General features: G+C 73.5%; 16 protein-coding genes. 3 read left to right on the top strand and 13 right to left on the bottom strand.

Going from position 1 to position 15,995, the window contains the following annotated elements:
• Positions 1-122: 122 nt before the first annotated feature.
• Both K1Y72_RS14630 and K1Y72_RS14635 read right to left on the bottom strand, forming a co-directional pair.
• Positions 123-488, bottom strand: coding sequence for a DUF397 domain-containing protein (locus K1Y72_RS14630; protein ID WP_220166843.1), 366 nt, complete (start codon positions 486-488; stop codon positions 123-125).
• Entirely contained in the window at positions 475-1,350 is an 876-nt protein-coding gene (locus tag K1Y72_RS14635; RefSeq protein WP_220166844.1) for a helix-turn-helix domain-containing protein, read from the bottom strand. The genes K1Y72_RS14630 and K1Y72_RS14635 overlap by 14 nt, the downstream gene beginning before the upstream one ends.
• A 171-nt stretch (positions 1,351-1,521) precedes the next feature.
• On the opposite strand from K1Y72_RS14635, the gene K1Y72_RS14640 reads away from it, so the two are divergent.
• Positions 1,522-1,926: an ATP-binding protein gene (locus K1Y72_RS14640; protein ID WP_220166845.1), complete on the top strand. Its 405-nt coding sequence runs from the start codon at positions 1,522-1,524 to the stop codon at positions 1,924-1,926.
• 32 nt (positions 1,927-1,958) lie between these two features.
• Positions 1,959-3,104 carry a methyltransferase domain-containing protein gene (locus K1Y72_RS14645; protein ID WP_220166846.1) on the top strand — a complete coding sequence of 382 codons (1,146 nt, stop codon included), beginning with the start codon at positions 1,959-1,961 and terminating at the stop codon, positions 3,102-3,104.
• A gap of 56 nt (positions 3,105-3,160) precedes the next feature.
• Here K1Y72_RS14645 and K1Y72_RS14650 read toward each other — a convergent pair whose 3' ends face one another.
• From K1Y72_RS14650 to K1Y72_RS14670, 5 genes are all read right to left on the bottom strand, one after another.
• Complete coding sequence (locus tag K1Y72_RS14650; protein WP_220166847.1) at positions 3,161-3,628, bottom strand: Dps family protein; 468 nt, start codon at positions 3,626-3,628, stop codon at positions 3,161-3,163.
• A 166-nt stretch (positions 3,629-3,794) separates the two neighbouring features.
• Complete coding sequence (locus K1Y72_RS14655) at positions 3,795-4,148, bottom strand: helix-turn-helix domain-containing protein (RefSeq protein ID WP_220166848.1); 354 nt, start codon at positions 4,146-4,148, stop codon at positions 3,795-3,797.
• Between the two features lie 118 nt (positions 4,149-4,266).
• Positions 4,267-5,535, bottom strand: coding sequence for a CinA family nicotinamide mononucleotide deamidase-related protein (locus tag K1Y72_RS14660; protein ID WP_220166849.1), 1,269 nt, complete (start codon positions 5,533-5,535; stop codon positions 4,267-4,269).
• Positions 5,536-5,569: 34 nt separating this feature from the next.
• Complete coding sequence (locus tag K1Y72_RS14665; protein WP_220166850.1) at positions 5,570-6,085, bottom strand: DUF1990 domain-containing protein; 516 nt, start codon at positions 6,083-6,085, stop codon at positions 5,570-5,572.
• On the bottom strand, positions 6,082-6,894 hold the full coding sequence (locus tag K1Y72_RS14670; protein ID WP_220166851.1) for a YndJ family protein: 813 nt from the start codon (positions 6,892-6,894) through the stop codon (positions 6,082-6,084). Before K1Y72_RS14670 ends, K1Y72_RS14665 begins: the two co-directional genes overlap by 4 nt.
• 128 nt (positions 6,895-7,022) lie before the next feature.
• Between K1Y72_RS14670 and K1Y72_RS14675 the strand changes: the two genes are divergently transcribed.
• Positions 7,023-7,376, top strand: coding sequence for an anti-sigma factor antagonist (locus tag K1Y72_RS14675; protein ID WP_220166852.1), 354 nt, complete (start codon positions 7,023-7,025; stop codon positions 7,374-7,376).
• 46 nt (positions 7,377-7,422) lie between these two features.
• Here K1Y72_RS14675 and pgsA read toward each other — a convergent pair whose 3' ends face one another.
• From pgsA to dapA, 6 genes are all read right to left on the bottom strand, one after another.
• The gene (gene pgsA / locus K1Y72_RS14680; RefSeq protein ID WP_220166853.1) at positions 7,423-8,013 is read right to left on the bottom strand and encodes a CDP-diacylglycerol--glycerol-3-phosphate 3-phosphatidyltransferase; all 591 of its coding nucleotides are present in this window, start codon (positions 8,011-8,013) and stop codon (positions 7,423-7,425) included.
• Complete coding sequence (gene rimO, locus K1Y72_RS14685) at positions 8,010-9,428, bottom strand: 30S ribosomal protein S12 methylthiotransferase RimO (protein WP_220166854.1); 1,419 nt, start codon at positions 9,426-9,428, stop codon at positions 8,010-8,012. The genes pgsA and rimO overlap by 4 nt, the downstream gene beginning before the upstream one ends.
• Before the next feature lie 67 nt (positions 9,429-9,495).
• On the bottom strand, positions 9,496-10,233 hold the full coding sequence (locus tag K1Y72_RS14690) for a helix-turn-helix domain-containing protein (RefSeq protein ID WP_220166855.1): 738 nt from the start codon (positions 10,231-10,233) through the stop codon (positions 9,496-9,498).
• A 190-nt stretch (positions 10,234-10,423) separates the two neighbouring features.
• The gene (locus K1Y72_RS14695; protein ID WP_220166856.1) at positions 10,424-13,033 is read right to left on the bottom strand and encodes an FtsK/SpoIIIE family DNA translocase; all 2,610 of its coding nucleotides are present in this window, start codon (positions 13,031-13,033) and stop codon (positions 10,424-10,426) included.
• A 137-nt stretch (positions 13,034-13,170) separates the two neighbouring features.
• Positions 13,171-14,859, bottom strand: a complete 1,689-nt coding sequence (locus tag K1Y72_RS14700) for a ribonuclease J (protein WP_220166857.1) — start codon at positions 14,857-14,859, stop codon at positions 13,171-13,173.
• Positions 14,856-15,791 (bottom strand): 4-hydroxy-tetrahydrodipicolinate synthase, encoded by a 936-nt coding sequence (gene dapA, locus K1Y72_RS14705; RefSeq protein ID WP_220166858.1) that lies wholly within the window; start codon positions 15,789-15,791, stop codon positions 14,856-14,858. Before dapA ends, K1Y72_RS14700 begins: the two co-directional genes overlap by 4 nt.
• Positions 15,792-15,995: the final 204 nt, after the last annotated feature.

Genomic DNA, 15,995 nt, shown 5'->3' on the forward strand with positions numbered 1-15,995 from the left:
TCACCCCTCGTTGACTTGCGGCGTGTTGGCCCATGAGAGCGCTCCCACAGGCCAACACGCCGCAAGTCAACTTTCAGCGACCGGGTGGTCACCGCCTCTTTCGCCTTGCCGGCGGGTTGCGGTCAGGTGCGCTTGAGCGTTTTGATCAGGGCTGCCCACTCCGCCGGCCGGAAAGCGAGCGTTCCGCCGTCCGGGTCCCTGGAGTCGCGTGTCAGGATCACATGGCCGCCCGATGCCGCCTCTACGCAGTTGTTCGTCGTGCCGCTGTGGCTGCTCTTCTGCCATGTCGGCGCCACCTCGACGCATTCGCCGGTCGTGCCGCTGCGGCCGCTCTTTCGCCAGGCCAATGCCACCTCGACGCATTCGCCGCCCTGCTCAGCGCTGCGGGAAGATGTGCGCCATGCCGGAGCAACTTCGATGCAATCACCGCCTTGCGTGCCGCTGTGGCTGCTCTTCCGCCATACCAGCCCGGCCTCATGTCCTCTCATAGGCCGACAGTAACCCTTCGATCATCGTCTTGGACTCGTCGCAGTTCAAAGCCATTCCGCGCAGCACGTCGAACACCGCCTTGTAGGGCGCTATCTCCTTCTCGGTCTCCAGATAGGAGATCATCGTCAGCGTGTCGAGCGCCACGACCTCGAGCTCACCCTCCTGACCCACATGAAGGATCTTGAAGGAACCGTTCATTCCAGGATGGCCAGGCAAGCTGTTCGGCAAGATCTGCAAGGAGATGTTGGGGCGTTCCGCAAGGTTAAGAAGATGCCTCAACTGCGTCTGCATGACGCTGGCCCCGCCCACGACATGATGCAAGACGGCCTCGTCCACGAGCGCGCGGAGAAGCGGAGCCCCCCGACGCTCGATGATCTCTTGCCTGAGCAAGCGTGTTGCGATCAAACGGCGCTTCCGTTCGGCATCATCTTTGAACGGCCCGAGCGCAATGATCGCTTCGATGTAGGCAGGCGTCTGAAGCAGGCCCGGAACGATGGTCAGGTCCAAGGAGTCGATCAGAACTGCGTCCGCCTCCAGACTGATGAGATCCATGCTCTCCGGGGAGAGCGTGCCGTCGTACGCCTGCCACCAGCCTTTGGAGGTGGCGTCGCGGGCGGTTTCGGCGAGGCGGAAGAGGGTGGCGCGGCGGCGGGGGTCGGTGATGCCGTAGCGGTCGAGGACGTTCTCCAGGGCGGGGCGGCGGATGCCGCGCATGCCCGTCTCCAGCTTGGACATGGCCGAGTGGCTGCGGTTGAGCAGCCGCGCGGCCTGCTGGAGGCTGAGGTCGCGCTCCTCGCGGATGCGGCGCAGCTCGTTGCCGAGGCGCCGGCGGCGGACGTTCGGGAGCCCGGTATCCGGCATGGAGTAATCATGCGGCCACGGAACGGCGCGGGCCACCCGAACTGCGGGTTTGTCACATGTGACAAAGTGCGGCCCGCACTTTGGCAGTGGGGCCGTTCGTCTCGTCCCCGCCGACGATTACAGTCCGTTCGGTTCATTCTTGCGGCGTTGCCGGCAGGAAGGGGATCGGGGATGGCCATCAGTGACACCGCGACGCGGATCGAGGTGCTGCGGGTGCCGGGCGTGGAGCGGGCGGTCGGGCATGTGCGGCGCTGGCTGCGGGACGTGGCCGGGCCGGGGCATCCGGCCCTGGACGACTGCACGCTCTGCGCGTCCGAGCTGGTCACCAACGCGCTGCGCTACAGCGCCTCGGGGCTGGACGGCGGGCAGGTGCTGGTGGAGCTCGGGCTGACGGGGCCGCGCCTCCGGCTTGAGGTGCTGGACGACGGCGGGGGCGTCACCGTCCCCCGCGCCGCCGACCGGGGCGAGGAGGCCGTGCGGGGGCGGGGGCTGCGGATCGTGGCCGGGTGCGCGGACGCGTGGGGCGTGCGGCGCGACGGCGACCGGTACGCGGTCTGGGCGGTGCTGGGAGGTTGATCGCGGCCGCCGGCGGCCCGCAGAGTGGGGGCATGGATCCCCAGGACCGGATCGGCCGGCTCGCCGACGGGCTCGCGGCCGCCGGGCGGCTCACCGACCCGCGCTGGCGGGACGGCCTGCGGGCCGTCCCCCGCCACCTGTTCGCGCCCGAGCGGGCCTGGGCGGTCCCCGACCGGCCGCGCGCGGCGGGCGTCGCCATCGACCGGGTCGAGGCGCCCGTCGCCTGGTGGGACATGGTGTACGCGGACGCCGCGATCGCCGTGCAGGTCGACGACGGGCGCGGCGACCCGGCCGAGCGGGCCGGGACGTGGACGAGCTCGCTGTCGGCGCCCGGGATCGTGCTGCCGTTCCTGGAGGCGCTCGGCGCCCTCGACCACCACCGCGTCCTGGAGGTCGGGACGGGGACGGGCTGGACGGCGGGCCTGCTCGCCTGGCGGGTCGGGGCGCCGAACGTGACGTCGGTGGAGGTCGACGCGGCGCTGTCGGAGCGGGCCGCGGCGAACCTGGAGGCGGCGGGCCTCGCCCCGCGCCTCGTCGTCGGGGACGGCGCCGAGGGCCACCCGGACGGCGCCCCCTACGACCGCGTCCACGTGACGTGCGGCGTGGAGCGGGTGCCCGCCGCCTGGGTGCGGCAGTGCCGCCCCGGCGCGGTGATCGTGCTGCCCTGGTCGCCGGGGTGGGGCGTCGGGCACCTGGCACGGCTGGTGGTGGGCGACGGCGCGGCGGTCGGCCGGCTGACCGGTCCGGCCGGGTTCATGATGATGCGGGCGCAGCGGCGCCCGTTCGGGCCGCCCGGCGGCGCCGGGCCCGTCGCGGAGTCGGCGACCCGGATCGATCCGCGGACGCTGGTCGGCGCCTCCCCCGGCGCCGACCTCATGGTCAACGCGCGGGTGCCGGGCGTGCGGACGCACCTGGAGTCGGCGCAGGACGGCACCGTCCGCGTGTGGGCGGTCCTGGACGGGTCGCCGGACGGGACGGCATGGGCGACGGCCGACTTCGTCCCCGGCAGCCGCGAGTTCACCGTCCGGCAGGCCGGGCCGCGCCGCCTCTGGGACGAGATCGAGGCCGCCTACCTGGACTGGGTCGCGCTCGGCCAGCCCGGCCGCGACCGGTTCGGCCTCGCCGTGGACGGCGGCGGGCAGCGCGTCTGGCTGGACCGCCCGGACGCGGCCCCGTGAACGCGCGAGGACCCCGGCCCGCCGGGGGCCGGGGTCCTCGCGCTACAGCCCGCGCGTCAGGACTGCGCCTGGAACATCCAGTGCTGCTTCTCCAGCTCGGCCGTGATGGCGATCAGCAGGTCCTGGGAGACCGGGTCGGCCTCCTCGGTGGCCTCGATCCGCTCGCGGAACCGGCCGACGATCTGGCCGAGGGTGTCGGTCACGGCGGCGAGCGCCTTGTCGTCGGCGATGTAGCCGGCGTCCAGCTGGGTCAGCTCGGTGCGGTCGGCGACCGTCTGCACGCGCCCGTCGGGGTTGACCCCGATGGCGACGGCGCGCTCGGCGACGTTGTCCATGCCGTCGCGGGCGAGGGCCACGACCTCGTCGAGGTGCTCGTGGACGGACTTGAAGCTGCGGCCGGTGAGGTTCCAGTGCGCCTGCTTGGCCAGCAGGGAGAGGTCGATCAGGTCGATCAGGGCGCCCTGCAGGGCCTCCCCGGCGGTCTTGCGGTCACTGGCCTTCAGCGGGCTCTTGACGGTGGCCACGGCGGGCTCCTTCCGCGTCGTTGCGAAGTTGTCGGCTACAACCCTGGAAGGTCCCCGTTTATCCCCGTCGTACTCGTGAGGCGCCCCACATCCCGCCGGGGCGGGGGCCCGGCCGGGACGCCGTGTCAGGACGCGGATGCCAGACCGCTCCGGCGGACGGCGGCGGTCAGGCGGCCACCATGTCCGCGCGCAGCTCGCCGGTGATCTCCTCGGGGGTCTCCGGGATGCTCTCGGCGGTGATGCGCTCGTGCGCGGGCGCGCCCGCCATGACGGGCTCGTGCTGCAGCTCGGCGAGGGCGAGGGCGTCGGAGACCTCGCGCAGCACGTGCGAGAGGGGGACGCCGAGCGCCTTGCAGATCGAGGCGAGCAGTTCCGAGGACGCCTCCTTCTGACCCCGTTCGACCTCGGAGAGGTAGCCGAGGGAAACCCGCGCGGCGGCGGACACCTCGCGGAGGGTGCGTCCCTGGCGCAGCCGCAGCTGCCGCAGTACGTCACCGAGCAGCTGGCGAAGCAGGACCATGCGTCTCGCTCCCTCCCTCAGTACGGACCATCTGCCGCTTCCACCGTACCCGCCCGGGCGGTGAGCGCGTCAGACCGTCGATTTCGTGTTCGCTCGGAACGTAACGCTGTAATCAGCCCTACTCTTCCCGAGTGCCTCGAGCGTGGTCGGTCACCGGCTCCCCGTCAAGTCCGAGCAGGAGCCGTCGTAGCTGTTCAAGGGCGTGCACGACGGTCATCCGGCGCACCACGCCGCGCGTCTCGGGGCCGGTTCCGGACACGGGAAGTCGCGGATCGACCACGCGGGGCGACCCGTCCGGCCCGGCGACGCCGATGTAGACGGTGCCGACGGCCCGCCCGTCCTGCGGTTCGGGGCCGGCGACGCCGGTGACCGCGACGCCGTAGGCGGCGCCGAACCGGTCGCGGACGCCGGTGGCCATGGCGGCGGCGACGTCCGGGTGGACGGCGCCGTGCTCGGCCAGCAGGTCGGCGGGGACGCCGAGCTGGCGGTGCTTCTGCTCGGTGGCGTAGGTGACCATGCCGCCCGCGTAGGTGGCCGACGACCCGGGCATCCGGGTGAGCTCGGCGCCGATCAGGCCGCCGGTCAGGGACTCGGCGGTCGCGACGGTCGCGCCGCGCTCGGCGAGCAGCCGGTGCACGACGGCGTCGAGGGTGTCGGCGCCCGCGCCGTAGACGGCGTCGCCGAGCAGCGCCCGGACGCGCTCCTCCACGCCGTCGATCAGCGCGTCGGGCGCGGTGATGCGGACGTTGACGGCGGCCGGGTCGGGCAGGTAGGCGAGCTTGACGTCCGCCAGGGCCTCGACCTCAGCGAGCGCACTGGCGATCACCGATTCCCAGACGCCCGCGGTGCGCAGGGTGCGGCGGACGAGGCGGGCCGGCCCGGCGAGCTCGGGCAGCACCACCTCCTCCATGATCGTCCGCATCTCGAAGGGGACGCCGGGCAGCGCGTAGACCGGCCCGCCGGGCAGCTCGACGCGGAGGCCGGGGGCGCTGCCCGCGGTGTTGGCGAGGATGCGGGCGCCCTCGGGCAGCTCGGCCATGCGGAGCGCCATCGGCTTCAGCTCGCGGCCGGCGGCGGCGACGCGCTCGCGCAGCCGCCGCTCCAGCCCGGCGTCGCGGACGAGCGGGGCGCCCGCTGCCTTGGCGAGCGCCTCGCGGGTGAGGTCGTCGTAGGTGGGGCCGAGGCCACCGGTGGTGATCACCGCGTCGGCGCGGCCGAGCGCGCTCCGCAGTGCCGCGACGATCACGTCCAGCTCGTCGCCGACCACCACGCTGCGGGTGACGTCCACCCCGTGGTCGGTGAGGCGGCGGCCGAGCCAGGCCGCGTTCCCGTTGACCGTGTCGCCGAGCAGCAGCTCGTCCCCGATCGTCAGCAGTTCGACCCGCACCCGGCGCCTCCTCGGTCCCGTCCGCCCCCCGAATCTAGCGCCGCCGGGCGAGCTTGCGCAGCACCGCTCCGCAGCGGCGCGCGTAGGCGCGCTGCAGGACCGGCACGATCGGGCCGCCGAGGCGGGCGGCGCGCGAGCAGGGGCGGCTGAACGCGGTGACGGTCAGCCAGACGTCGTCCTCGGCGTCGCGGTGCACGACGAACGCCTCCTCGCCGCAGGCCGGATGGCCCGGCAGCGTCCCGTAGGCCCAGCCGACGCGGTCCTCCCGCTCCACCGTCCAGACGACCCGGCACGGCGCCTTCATCCGGAGGGGGCCGACGCCGAGGCCGATGACGACGCCGACGCCCGGCGCGGCGCGGCGGGCCGTCGCGTCCACCCGGGCGGGCAGCGCCCGGTGCATCCAGAACTCCATCAGCGCGTCGCCCGCCTCGCGCAGGGCGCCCGGCCCGTGGCCGACCAGCGTGCGGACCCGCAGGTGCTTGTAGCCGTCCGGCAGGTCCAGCGTCTCGGTGGCGCCGACCTCCGGGTAGGTGAACTCCTGATCGCTCATGCCCGCCTCCTGCCCTCCGTGTCCCGCTTGACCCGGCTCCACGCCAGCATCCCGCACAGCCCGAAGCCGAGCGCGTTGCCCACCCCGTGGGTCGCCGCCATCCAGCCGAGGGTCGGGTGGACGAGCCCGGACGCCTCGCCGAGCGCCCACCAGAGCGCCAGCACCATCGTCGCGGCGAGGACCGCCGAGGACGCCAGCAGCAGCGCGCGGGCGGCCCGGTCGCCGGCCGGCCGGACGTCCCGCCAGGTCAGCCAGCCGACCAGCCACATGCCGGCGGTGAGCACGACGGCGCCGGCGAACTCGACCCACTCGCCGGTGAAGTAGCCGGCGAGGACGACCAGCGTCCCGAGCGGGACGCTGGCGGCGGCCGCGCGCCGGCCGGGCCCGGCGGTCCGCCCGACGAGCCCGGCGATGAGGGCGGCGGCGAACCCGGCGAAGTGGAAGTGGGCGACGGTCAGCGACAGGATCCGCAGGGAGAAGCCGAACAGGTGCAGCCCGCCCCGCTCGGCGACGAGCGCCGTGGCGGCGACCAGCGGCATGACGAGGGCGAGCGCGACGGCCGCCTCGGCCGCGTCGGCCCGCCAGCGGCGGCGGGGCGCCCGCGCGGCGACGGCGAGGGCCGCGGCGGCGTAGCAGGCGGCGAGGGCGACGGCCGCGGGGCCGCGCGGCAGCCAGAGGGCGGCGGCGCCCGCGACGGCGCCGGCCGCCCAGATCCGCCGGGTGCCGCCGGGCACGCCGGCGAGCCGCAGCCCGAGGGGGACGACCAGCAGCATGCCGGTCATGACGACGAGGTTCACCAGCGCGCTCACGGCGCCTCCTTTGAACGTGTTCAAGTCGCATCCTAGAGGATTCTGAACACGTTCAAAAGTGTGCCGTCCGCCACCCCGCTCCCCCGCGCACTATTGTCGTCCTGCAAGCATCTTCCCCGGGGAGCCCCATGACGCCGCTGCAGATCGACACCCGCACCGCCGGCGGGGTCACGGTCGTCGCGCTGGCCGGGGAGCTCGACCTCGGCGCGAGCGCGCGGGCCGACGACGCGGTCCGCGCGGCCCAGGCCGACGCCGCGCACCCGCACCTCGTGCTCGACCTGCACGCGCTCGACTTCATGGACTCGGCGGGCCTCAACGTGCTGATCACCGCCTACCGGCGCGCCGCCGCCGCGGGCCGCTACCTGGCGCTCTGCGGGCTGCGCCCCGACACCGCGCGGGTGCTCGACATCGCCGGGCTGCGCGCGCACTTCACCGTCCACGACACCCTGGACGCCGCCCTCGCAGGCGCGCCCGCGCACTGATCCGGAGCTTGCCGCGCGGCAAGCGTCCCGGCCGGGCGGGGCCGCGTCAGGCGACCGTCCGGGTGCCGCGCCCCGCCGCCCGGAGCCGCCACGCCCGCACGACGTAGTCCACGCCGGTGACGACCGTGACGACGACCGCCGCGCCCATGAGCGCCCAGCGGACCGGGTCCAGCGGGCCCGGCAGGATGTAGAAGCCGATCGCGAAGACCTGCAGCATCGTCTTCAGCTTGCCGCCCTTGCTGGCCGGGATCACCCCGTACCGGATGACGGCGAAGCGCAGCAGGGTGATGCCGATCTCGCGGACCAGGATCACCGCCGGCACCCACCACCACAGCTCGCCGAGCGCGGCGAGGATGATGAGCGCGGCGCCGGTCAGCGCCTTGTCGGCGATCGGGTCGGCGATCTTGCCGAAGTCGGTGACCCAGCCGTACTTGCGGGCCAGATCGCCGTCGATCTTGTCGGTGACCGAGGCCGCGGCGAACACCGCGAACGCCGCGAGCCGCCAGCCCGTGCCGTCCTGCCACATCAGCCAGGCGAACAGCGGGACGAGCGCGATGCGCAGGAGCGTCAGCAGGTTGGCGGCGTTGTAGACGCTCGGCGGGGGCGGCGCCACCGGCCCCCGGGCCTCGGAGATCATGCGGGGTCCGCCACCAGGTCGACGCCGTCGCTGCCGGCGACCCGCACCCGCACCAGGGAGCCGGTCGCCAGGCCCTCCCCCCGCACCAGGACGGTGCCGTCCACCTCGGGGGCCTGGTGCTCCGCGCGGCCCTCGTACCCGCCGTCCTCGGCCGCGCCCTCGATCAGCACGGTGAGCTCGGTCCCGATCCGGTCCTCGGCGCGCTGGGCGGTCAGCTCGTCGGCGAGCGCCGACAGGTCCTCGACGCGGCGGGCGATCTCGCCGGCGTCGACCTTGCCGGGCAGGTTCACCGCCTCGGTGCCGTCCTCGTCGGAGTAGCCGAACACCCCGATCGCGTCCATCCGGGCGCCCTCCAGGAACGCGGCGAGCTCCTCGAAGTCGTCCTCGGACTCGCCGGGGAACCCGACGATGAAGTTGGACCGCACGCCCGCCTCGGGGACCTGCTCGCGGATGGTCTCCAGCAGCTCCAGGAACCGCTCCCGGTCGCCGAAGCGCCGCATGGACCGCAGCACCGGCCCGCTCGCGTGCTGGAACGACAGGTCGAAGTACGGGGCGACGCCGGGCGTCCCGCACAGCACGTCGATCAGGCCGGGGCGGAGCTCGGCGGGCTGCAGGTAGCTGACCCGCACCCGCTCGATGCCGTCCACGGCCGCCAGCCGCGGCAGCAGCTTCTCCAGCGCCCGCAGGTCGCCGAGGTCCTTGCCGTAGGAGGTGGAGTTCTCGCTGACCAGGAACAGCTCGCGCACGTCGTGCCCGGCGAGCCAGCGCGCCTCTTCCAGCACCTCCGCCGGCGGCCGCGACACGTACGCGCCGCGGAAGGCGGGGATGGCGCAGAAGGTGCAGCGCCGGTCGCAGCCCGAGGCCAGCTTCAGCGGCGCGACGGGCCCGCCGCCGAGGCGGCGCCGCAGCACCCGCGGGCCGGACGCGGGCGCGAGGCCCTCGGGCAGGTCGGGCTCGGCGCCGTGGCCGGGGATCGCGACGGCGGGCGCCGAGGCGTGCCGGTCGACCGGGCTGATCGGCAGCAGGGTGCGGCGGTCGCGCGGCGCGTGCGCGGTGATCGTGCGGCCCGCCATGACGTCGTCCAGCCGCGCGCCGATGTCGCGGTAGTCGTCGAAGCCGAGGACGGCGTCGGCCTCCTCCAGCTCGCCCGCGAGCTCGGCGCCGTAGCGCTCGGCCATGCAGCCCGCGGCGACGACCTTGGCGCCCGACTCGTGCGCGGCGAGCAGCGTGTCGATCGAGTCCTTCTTCGCCGCGTCGATGAAGCCGCAGGTGTTCACGACCACCACGTCGGCGCCCTCGGCGGAGTCGGTCAGGTCCCATCCGGCGCCCTCCATGCGGGCGGCGAGCTCTTCGGAGTCGACCTCGTTGCGGGCGCATCCGAGCGTGACGAGATTGACCGTGCGGCGTGTGGACATGCCCACTACGGTAGTGGGCGCGGGTCGCTGAGCCGACCAGAGCCGGCGGATCCCCCGCCGCCGCAGGTCAGGCGGGGCGCGGGTCGTCCAGGCCGAAGGAGTAGCGCACCAGGCCGTCGCGGCGGGTGGCCTTGAAGGCCTCGCCGTTGACGGTCAGCCGCAGCGCGCGCATGTCGTCGGTCAGGATCGTGATCTTCTTGCGGCCCTTCCAGGACCTGTCCCGCCCCTTGCCGATCACACCGTCGAAGATCGTCTTCTTGTCGGCGCGCACCCGCACCCAGACGCCCCGGCGCGCCGTCACCTTCAGCTCGACCTTGGTGCGGGCCGGCTGCGCGGCCTGCGCGGCGTCCTGGCCGGCGGTGGGCGACGGCGACGGCTGCGGCGCGGCGGCGACCTGGCGGGCGGTGTGCCGCTCGCCGCCGTCGCGGTCGCCGGCGACCTGGAAGAGGCCGACGACGAGCAGCGCCGCGACGGCGAACGCCATCGCGGCCGTCCAGTTCGGGGTGCGGCGCTCGCGGAACGCGACGGGCTTCTCCGGCTCGAACGCCGCGACCGCCGACACCGGCTGCGGCGCGCCGCCGTGGGCCTCGTCGAAGTCGCGGACGAGCGGGTCGGGGTCGACGCCGACGGCCCGCGCGATGCTGCGGATGTGGCCGCGCGCGTAGAAGTTGCCGCCGCAGGAGGCGTAGTCGTCGTTCTCGATGCCGCGGATGACCGTCTCGCGGATCCGGGTCCGCTGGCTCACCTGGGTGACCGTGAGACCGGCCCGTCGACGTCCGTCCGCCAGGGTCTCACCGATGCTCACGCGGTCTCCCTCCACTGCTGCGGCGCTCCCAGTCTAGGAACGGGCGTGCCCGCTCGGCGACCGGCAACACGTTCGAAACAGGGCAAGATTTCGCATCATTCCGGCATGGCGGCGGTGCCGCCGCGCCGCCGCGAACGATCTTGTCGGAAGTGTAACGATCTTGCCGTGGGCGCGGGGCCGGAACCCCGCGTCAGGCGCTGCCGCGGAGCTCGGCGAGGACGCCCGGCAGGTCGTCGGGCTTGGCGAGCACGTCGCGCGCCTTGGAGCCCTCGCTCGGGCCGACGATGTCGCGGCTCTCCATGAGGTCCATCAGCCGCCCCGCCTTGGCGAACCCCACCCGCAGCTTGCGCTGCAGCATCGACGTCGACCCGAACTGGCTGGTCACCACCAGCTCGATCGCCTGGACCAGCAGGTCCATGTCGTCGCCGACCTCCTCGTCGATCTCCTTCTTGGGGACCGCCGACTCGGTGACGTCCGTACGGTAGGCCGCCTCCATCTGCGTCTTGCAGTGGTCGACGATCTGGTGGATCTCCTTCTCGGCCACGTAGGCGTTCTGCAGCCGCATCGGCTTGCTCGCGCCCATCGGCAGGAACAGCGCGTCGCCCTGCCCGACGAGCTTCTCCGCGCCGGGCTGGTCGAGGATGACCCGCGAGTCGGCCAGCGAGGACGTCGCGAACGCCAGCCGGGACGGCACGTTCGCCTTGATCAGGCCGGTGACGACGTCCACCGACGGGCGCTGCGTGGCGAGCACCAGGTGGATGCCGGCGGCGCGGGCGAGCTGGGTGATGCGCACGACCGAGTCCTCGACGTCGCGCGGGGCGACCATCATCAGGTCGGCGAGCTCGTCGACGATCACCAGCATGTACGGGTAGGGCTGGTAGACGCGCTCGCTGCCGGGCGGCGCCTTCAGCTTGCCCGCCGCGACCGCCTTGTTGAAGTCGTCGATGTGGCGGAAGCCGGAGGCGGCGAGGTCGTCGTAGCGGCGGTCCATCTCGCCGACGACCCACTCCAGCGCCTCGGCGGCCTTCTTCGGGTTGGTGATGATCGGCGTGATGAGGTGCGGGATGCCCTGGTACATCGTCAGCTCGACCCGCTTGGGGTCGACCAGGATCATCCGCACCTCGTCGGGGGTGGCCCGCATGAGGACCGAGGTGATGAGGCCGTTGATGCAGGTCGACTTGCCCGCGCCGGTGGCGCCCGCGATGAGGATGTGCGGCATCTTCGCCAGGTTCGCGACGACGGTGCGGCCCTCGACGTCCTTGCCGAGGCCGACGATCATCGGGTGGTGCTCGTTCGTCGCGGCGGGCGAGCGGAGCACGTCGCCGAGGCTCACGATGTCCTTGTCGACGTTGGGGATCTCCACGCCGATCGCGGACTTGCCGGGGATCGGGGAGATGATCCGCACCTCGGGGCTCTTCACCGCGTAGGCGATGTTCCTGGCCAGCGCGGTGATCTTCTCGACCTTCACGGCGGGGCCGAGCTCGATCTCGTAGCGGGTGATCGTCGGGCCGCGGGTGAACCCGGTGACCTGCGCGTCGATGTTGAACTGCTCCAGCACGCCGGTGAGGGCGCTGACCACGACGTCGTTGGCCTTGGTGCGCGGCTTGGCGACGCTGCCGGGGCGCAGCATCGCCGGGTCGGGCAGCTGGTAGATCTCGCCGGACGACGACAGGGGGAGCTGCTCGGTGCGGCGCGGCGCGGGCGTCGGGTCGGGGACCTCGGGCGCGGCGGGGGCGGGCGGCGCGGGCTCCGGCTCGGGTCCGGGTTCGAGGTCGGCGGGGGGCGGCGGGAGCTCGGCGCCCGCCGGCTCGCCCTCGACGCGGTCGAGGTCGAAGATGTCGTCGGCGAGGTCGCGCTGGGGGGCGGCCGGCCGCTTCCCGGCGCCCTCGCCCTCCAGCAGCGGGGTGTCGTAGGGGCGGGAGTGCTCGCCGACCTCGATGCCGTCCTCGTCCTCGTCCTTCTTCTTGCGGCGCCGCCGCGGCTCGGCCTCGTCCTCCTGCTCGGCGGGGGCGGGGCGGCCCTGGAGCGTGGCGAGCGCCCAGAGCTCCATGGCGCGGTCGGGGACGCGGGCGATCGGCGTCGCGGTGATGACGAGCAGCCCGAAGAACGACAGCAGGAGCAGCAGCGGCACCGCGACCCAGCCGCTCAGCGCGGCGTGCAGCGGCGCGCCGACGAGCCAGCCGACGACGCCGCCCGCCGCGCGCACCCCGGCCATGTCGGTGGCCGGCGCGGGCCCGCCCGACCCGATGTGGATCATGCCGAGCACGCCGGTGCCGAGCGCGGAGGCGCCGATGACGACGCGGCCGGTCTCCTCGCTCTGCTCGGGGTGGCGCAGCGTCCGCCAGGCGAGCGCGGCGAGCATCACCGGCAGCGCCATGGCGAGCACCCCGACGGAGCCGCGCACCACCTCGCCGAGCGCCTTGGTGACGACGCCCTCGGGCGTCCACCAGGTCACCGACGCGAGCACGATCGACGCGCCGAGCAGCGCGAGGCCGAGGCCGTCGCGCTGGTGCTCGACGTCGAGGCCGCGCGCCCCGTTGCCGTAGGCGCGGAACACCGACCCGACCGCGACGGCGGCCAGGTGGTAGAGCTTGAAGACCAGCTTGAACAGGCCGACGACGAGCTGGGAGAACGGGTCGGGCCGCTGCGGCGGCCGCGGGGCGGGCCGCTTGGCGCCGCTCCCCCCGCCGCCGCTCCGCGGCTTGCGCGGCGCCGGCGGCTTGGCCCCGGCGGGCTTGCGGGCCGCTCCGGCCCCGGTACGCGAGGACGGCTTCGCTCCCCCGGACGCACGTGTGGCCATGGTTATGAGAGTAATCAAGCGCGCGCCAAGTTCCCTGCACATCGGGGCGCGTGTCGCCTTCCGTCCGCTATCGGACGGCGCCGGCCACGGGCGGCCCTGGAGGCCGCCGCGTGGCCGGCGGGCGGTGCGGTGCGGCGTCAGACCTCGACGACGGCCGGGATGATCATGGGGCGGCGGCGGTAGTTGTCCGCGACCCACTTGCCGGTCGTGCGGCGGATGATCTGGCTGAGCTGGTGGGTGTCGTTGACCCCGTCGCCGGCCGCCTTCTGCAGCGCCGCCTCCAGCTTGTCGATGATCTCGTTGAAGTCGTCGTTGGTGATGCCGGCGCCGCGGGCGTGGATCTCCGGCCCGGCGACGACCTTGCCGGTGCTGGAGTCGATGCCGACGACCACCGAGATGAACCCCTCCTCGCCGAGGATCCGGCGGTCCTTGAGGGAGTGCTCGGTGATCTCGCCGACCGAGGAGCCGTCCACGTAGACGTACCCGGCCGGGACCGCGCCGACGATCCTGGCGTGGCCGTCGACCAGGTCCACCACCACGCCGTCCTCGGCGATGACGATGTTCTCGTCGGGGACGCCGGTCAGCGCGGCGAGCTTGGCGTGCGCCCGCAGGTGCCGCCACTCGCCGTGGATCGGCATGAAGTTGCCCGGCTTGGTGACGTTGAGGACGTACAGCAGCTCGCCCGCCGCCGCGTGCCCGGACACGTGCACGAGGGCGTTGCCCTTGTGCACGATGCGGGCGCCCCAGCGGGTGAGGCCGTTGATCACGCGGTTGACGGCGTTCTCGTTGCCCGGGATGAGCGAGGACGCGAGCAGCACCGTGTCGTCGGCGGTGATGCGGATCTGCTGGTGGTCGCGGTTGGCCATCCGCGACAGCGCCGACATCGGCTCGCCCTGCGAGCCGGTGCAGACCAGCACCAGCCGGTCGCCCGGGATGCTCTCCAGGTCCTTGACGTCCACCATGATCTCGTCCGGCACCGTCAGGTAGCCGAGCTCGCGGGCGACGCCCATGTTGCGGACCATCGACCGGCCGACGAAGCACACCTTGCGGTCGTTGGCGACCGCGGCGTCCAGCACCTGCTGCACGCGGTGGATGTGCGAGGCGAAGCAGGCGACGATGAGCCGCTCCTTGGCGGTGCGGAACACCTCGTCGATGATCGGCCCGATGTTGCGCTCGCTGGTGACGAACCCCGGCACCTCGGCGTTGGTGGAGTCCGACATCAGCAGGTCGATGCCCTCGGCGCCGAGGCGCGCGAACCCGGGCAGGTCGGTCAGCCGGCCGTCCAGCGGGAGCTGGTCCATCTTGAAGTCGCCGGTCGCCAGGACCAGGCCGGCGGGCGTGCGGATGGCGACCGCGAGCGCGTCGGGGATGGAGTGGTTGACCGACAGGAACTCGATGTCGAACGGGCCGAACGAGCGGTGCTCGCCCTCCACGACGACGTCGGTGGTCGGCTTGATGCGGTGCTCGGTGAGCTTGGCCTCCAGGAGCGCGAGCGTGAGGCGCGACCCGACCAGCGGGATGTCGCGGCGCTCGCGCAGCAGGTAGGGCACGGCGCCGATGTGGTCCTCGTGGCCGTGCGTGAGGATGACCGCCTCGACGTCGTCCAGGCGGTCCCGGACGTACTCGAAGTCGGGCAGGATCAGGTCGACGCCCGGCTGCTCGGTCTCGGGGAAGAGCACGCCGCAGTCGACGATGAGCAGGCGTCCGCCGTACTCGAACACCGTCATGTTGCGGCCGATCTCCCCCAGGCCGCCGAGCGCGACGACGCGGAGGCCGTTCTCGGCGAGGGCGGGCGGGGCGGACAGCTCGGGGTGAGGGTGGCTCACCGGTCGACCTCCGGGATGGTTACCTCCGGCACTTTGACTCCCCCTATCGTGAGGTCTTCGCGCAGGCGCGCCGCGAACTCCGGCGGGGCCTCGACCAGGGGCGCGCGCACGCCGCCGCCCGGCAGGCCCAGCAGGTTCAGCGCGGCCTTGACGGCGATGGCGCCCTGCGTACGGGTCATGATCGCGGTGACGACCGGAAGCAGGCGCCGGTGGATCTCCAGCGCCCGCGCCGTGTCCCCCGCGCGGTATACGTCGATCATCTCATGCAGGTCGGCGCCGACGACATGCCCGACCACGCTGACGAACCCCGCGGCCCCGACCGACAGCCAGGGCAGGTTCAGGTTGTCGTCGCCGGAGTAGAACACCAGGCCGGTCCGCGCCATCACCTGCGAGGACGCGAACAGGTCGCCCTTGGCGTCCTTGACGGCGACGATCCGCGGGTGCTCGGCGAGCCGGACCAGCGTGCCGCTCTCGATCGGCACCCCGGACCGGCCGGGGATGTCGTAGAGCATGTTCGGCAGGCCGGTGGCGTCGGCGACGGCCGTGAAGTGGCGGACCAGCCCCTCCTGCGGGGGCTTGTTGTAGTACGGCGTGACCACGAGCAGCCCGTGCGCGCCGGCCCGCTCGGCCTGGCGCGCGAGCTCCCGGCTGTGCTCGGTGTCGTTGGTCCCGGCACCGGCGACGACGGCGGCGCGGTCGCCGACCGCCTCCACCACCGCCCGCAGCAGGCGCTCTTTCTCGGCGTCGCTCGTCGTCGGCGACTCGCCGGTGGTGCCGTTGACGACGAGGCCGTCGTGGCGCTGCTCGTCGACCAGGTGGGCCGCGAGGCGCGCCGCCCCGTCGTAGTCGACGCCGCCGTCCGGCGAGAACGGGGTGACCATCGCGGTCAGCATCCGTCCGAACGGGGCGTCCGCAGTAGTGCTCGGTGCCATGCATCGAACGGTACCGGTCCGGCCGTCGCAGTAGGACCCGCAGGTGCCCGCCAGAGTGTCAGCGGGGCGCCCGCGGTGCGTCAGCGGGGCCCGGCGCCGGGCACCCGGCGGGCCGGTCGAGGGGGAAGCCGCGTCCGCGCTCGGGGGTACGCGGACGCGGCTTCCACCTCCACATCGTGGCACGCAAATGCCGCGTTACGGGGT

This window comes from Actinomadura parmotrematis, assembly GCF_019458805.1.
GTDB lineage: Bacteria > Actinomycetota > Actinomycetes > Streptosporangiales > Streptosporangiaceae > Spirillospora > Spirillospora parmotrematis.

What these genes read in the sequence shown, in the direction of transcription:
- K1Y72_RS14640 (WP_220166845.1), top strand. Translation starts at nt 1,522, where the DNA reads ATGGCCATCAGTGACACCGCGACGCGGATCGAGGTGCTGCGGGTGCCG.
- pgsA (WP_220166853.1), bottom strand. Translation starts at nt 8,013, where the DNA reads ATGATCTCCGAGGCCCGGGGGCCGGTGGCGCCGCCCCCGCCGAGCGTC.
- dapA (WP_220166858.1), bottom strand. Translation starts at nt 15,791, where the DNA reads ATGGCACCGAGCACTACTGCGGACGCCCCGTTCGGACGGATGCTGACC.
- rimO (WP_220166854.1), bottom strand. Translation starts at nt 9,428, where the DNA reads ATGTCCACACGCCGCACGGTCAATCTCGTCACGCTCGGATGCGCCCGC.
- K1Y72_RS14665 (WP_220166850.1), bottom strand. Translation starts at nt 6,085, where the DNA reads ATGAGCGATCAGGAGTTCACCTACCCGGAGGTCGGCGCCACCGAGACG.
- K1Y72_RS14655 (WP_220166848.1), bottom strand. Translation starts at nt 4,148, where the DNA reads ATGGTCCTGCTTCGCCAGCTGCTCGGTGACGTACTGCGGCAGCTGCGG.
- K1Y72_RS14635 (WP_220166844.1), bottom strand. Translation starts at nt 1,350, where the DNA reads ATGCCGGATACCGGGCTCCCGAACGTCCGCCGCCGGCGCCTCGGCAAC.
- K1Y72_RS14630 (WP_220166843.1), bottom strand. Translation starts at nt 488, where the DNA reads ATGAGAGGACATGAGGCCGGGCTGGTATGGCGGAAGAGCAGCCACAGC.
- K1Y72_RS14645 (WP_220166846.1), top strand. Translation starts at nt 1,959, where the DNA reads ATGGATCCCCAGGACCGGATCGGCCGGCTCGCCGACGGGCTCGCGGCC.
- K1Y72_RS14675 (WP_220166852.1), top strand. Translation starts at nt 7,023, where the DNA reads ATGACGCCGCTGCAGATCGACACCCGCACCGCCGGCGGGGTCACGGTC.
- K1Y72_RS14695 (WP_220166856.1), bottom strand. Translation starts at nt 13,033, where the DNA reads ATGGCCACACGTGCGTCCGGGGGAGCGAAGCCGTCCTCGCGTACCGGG.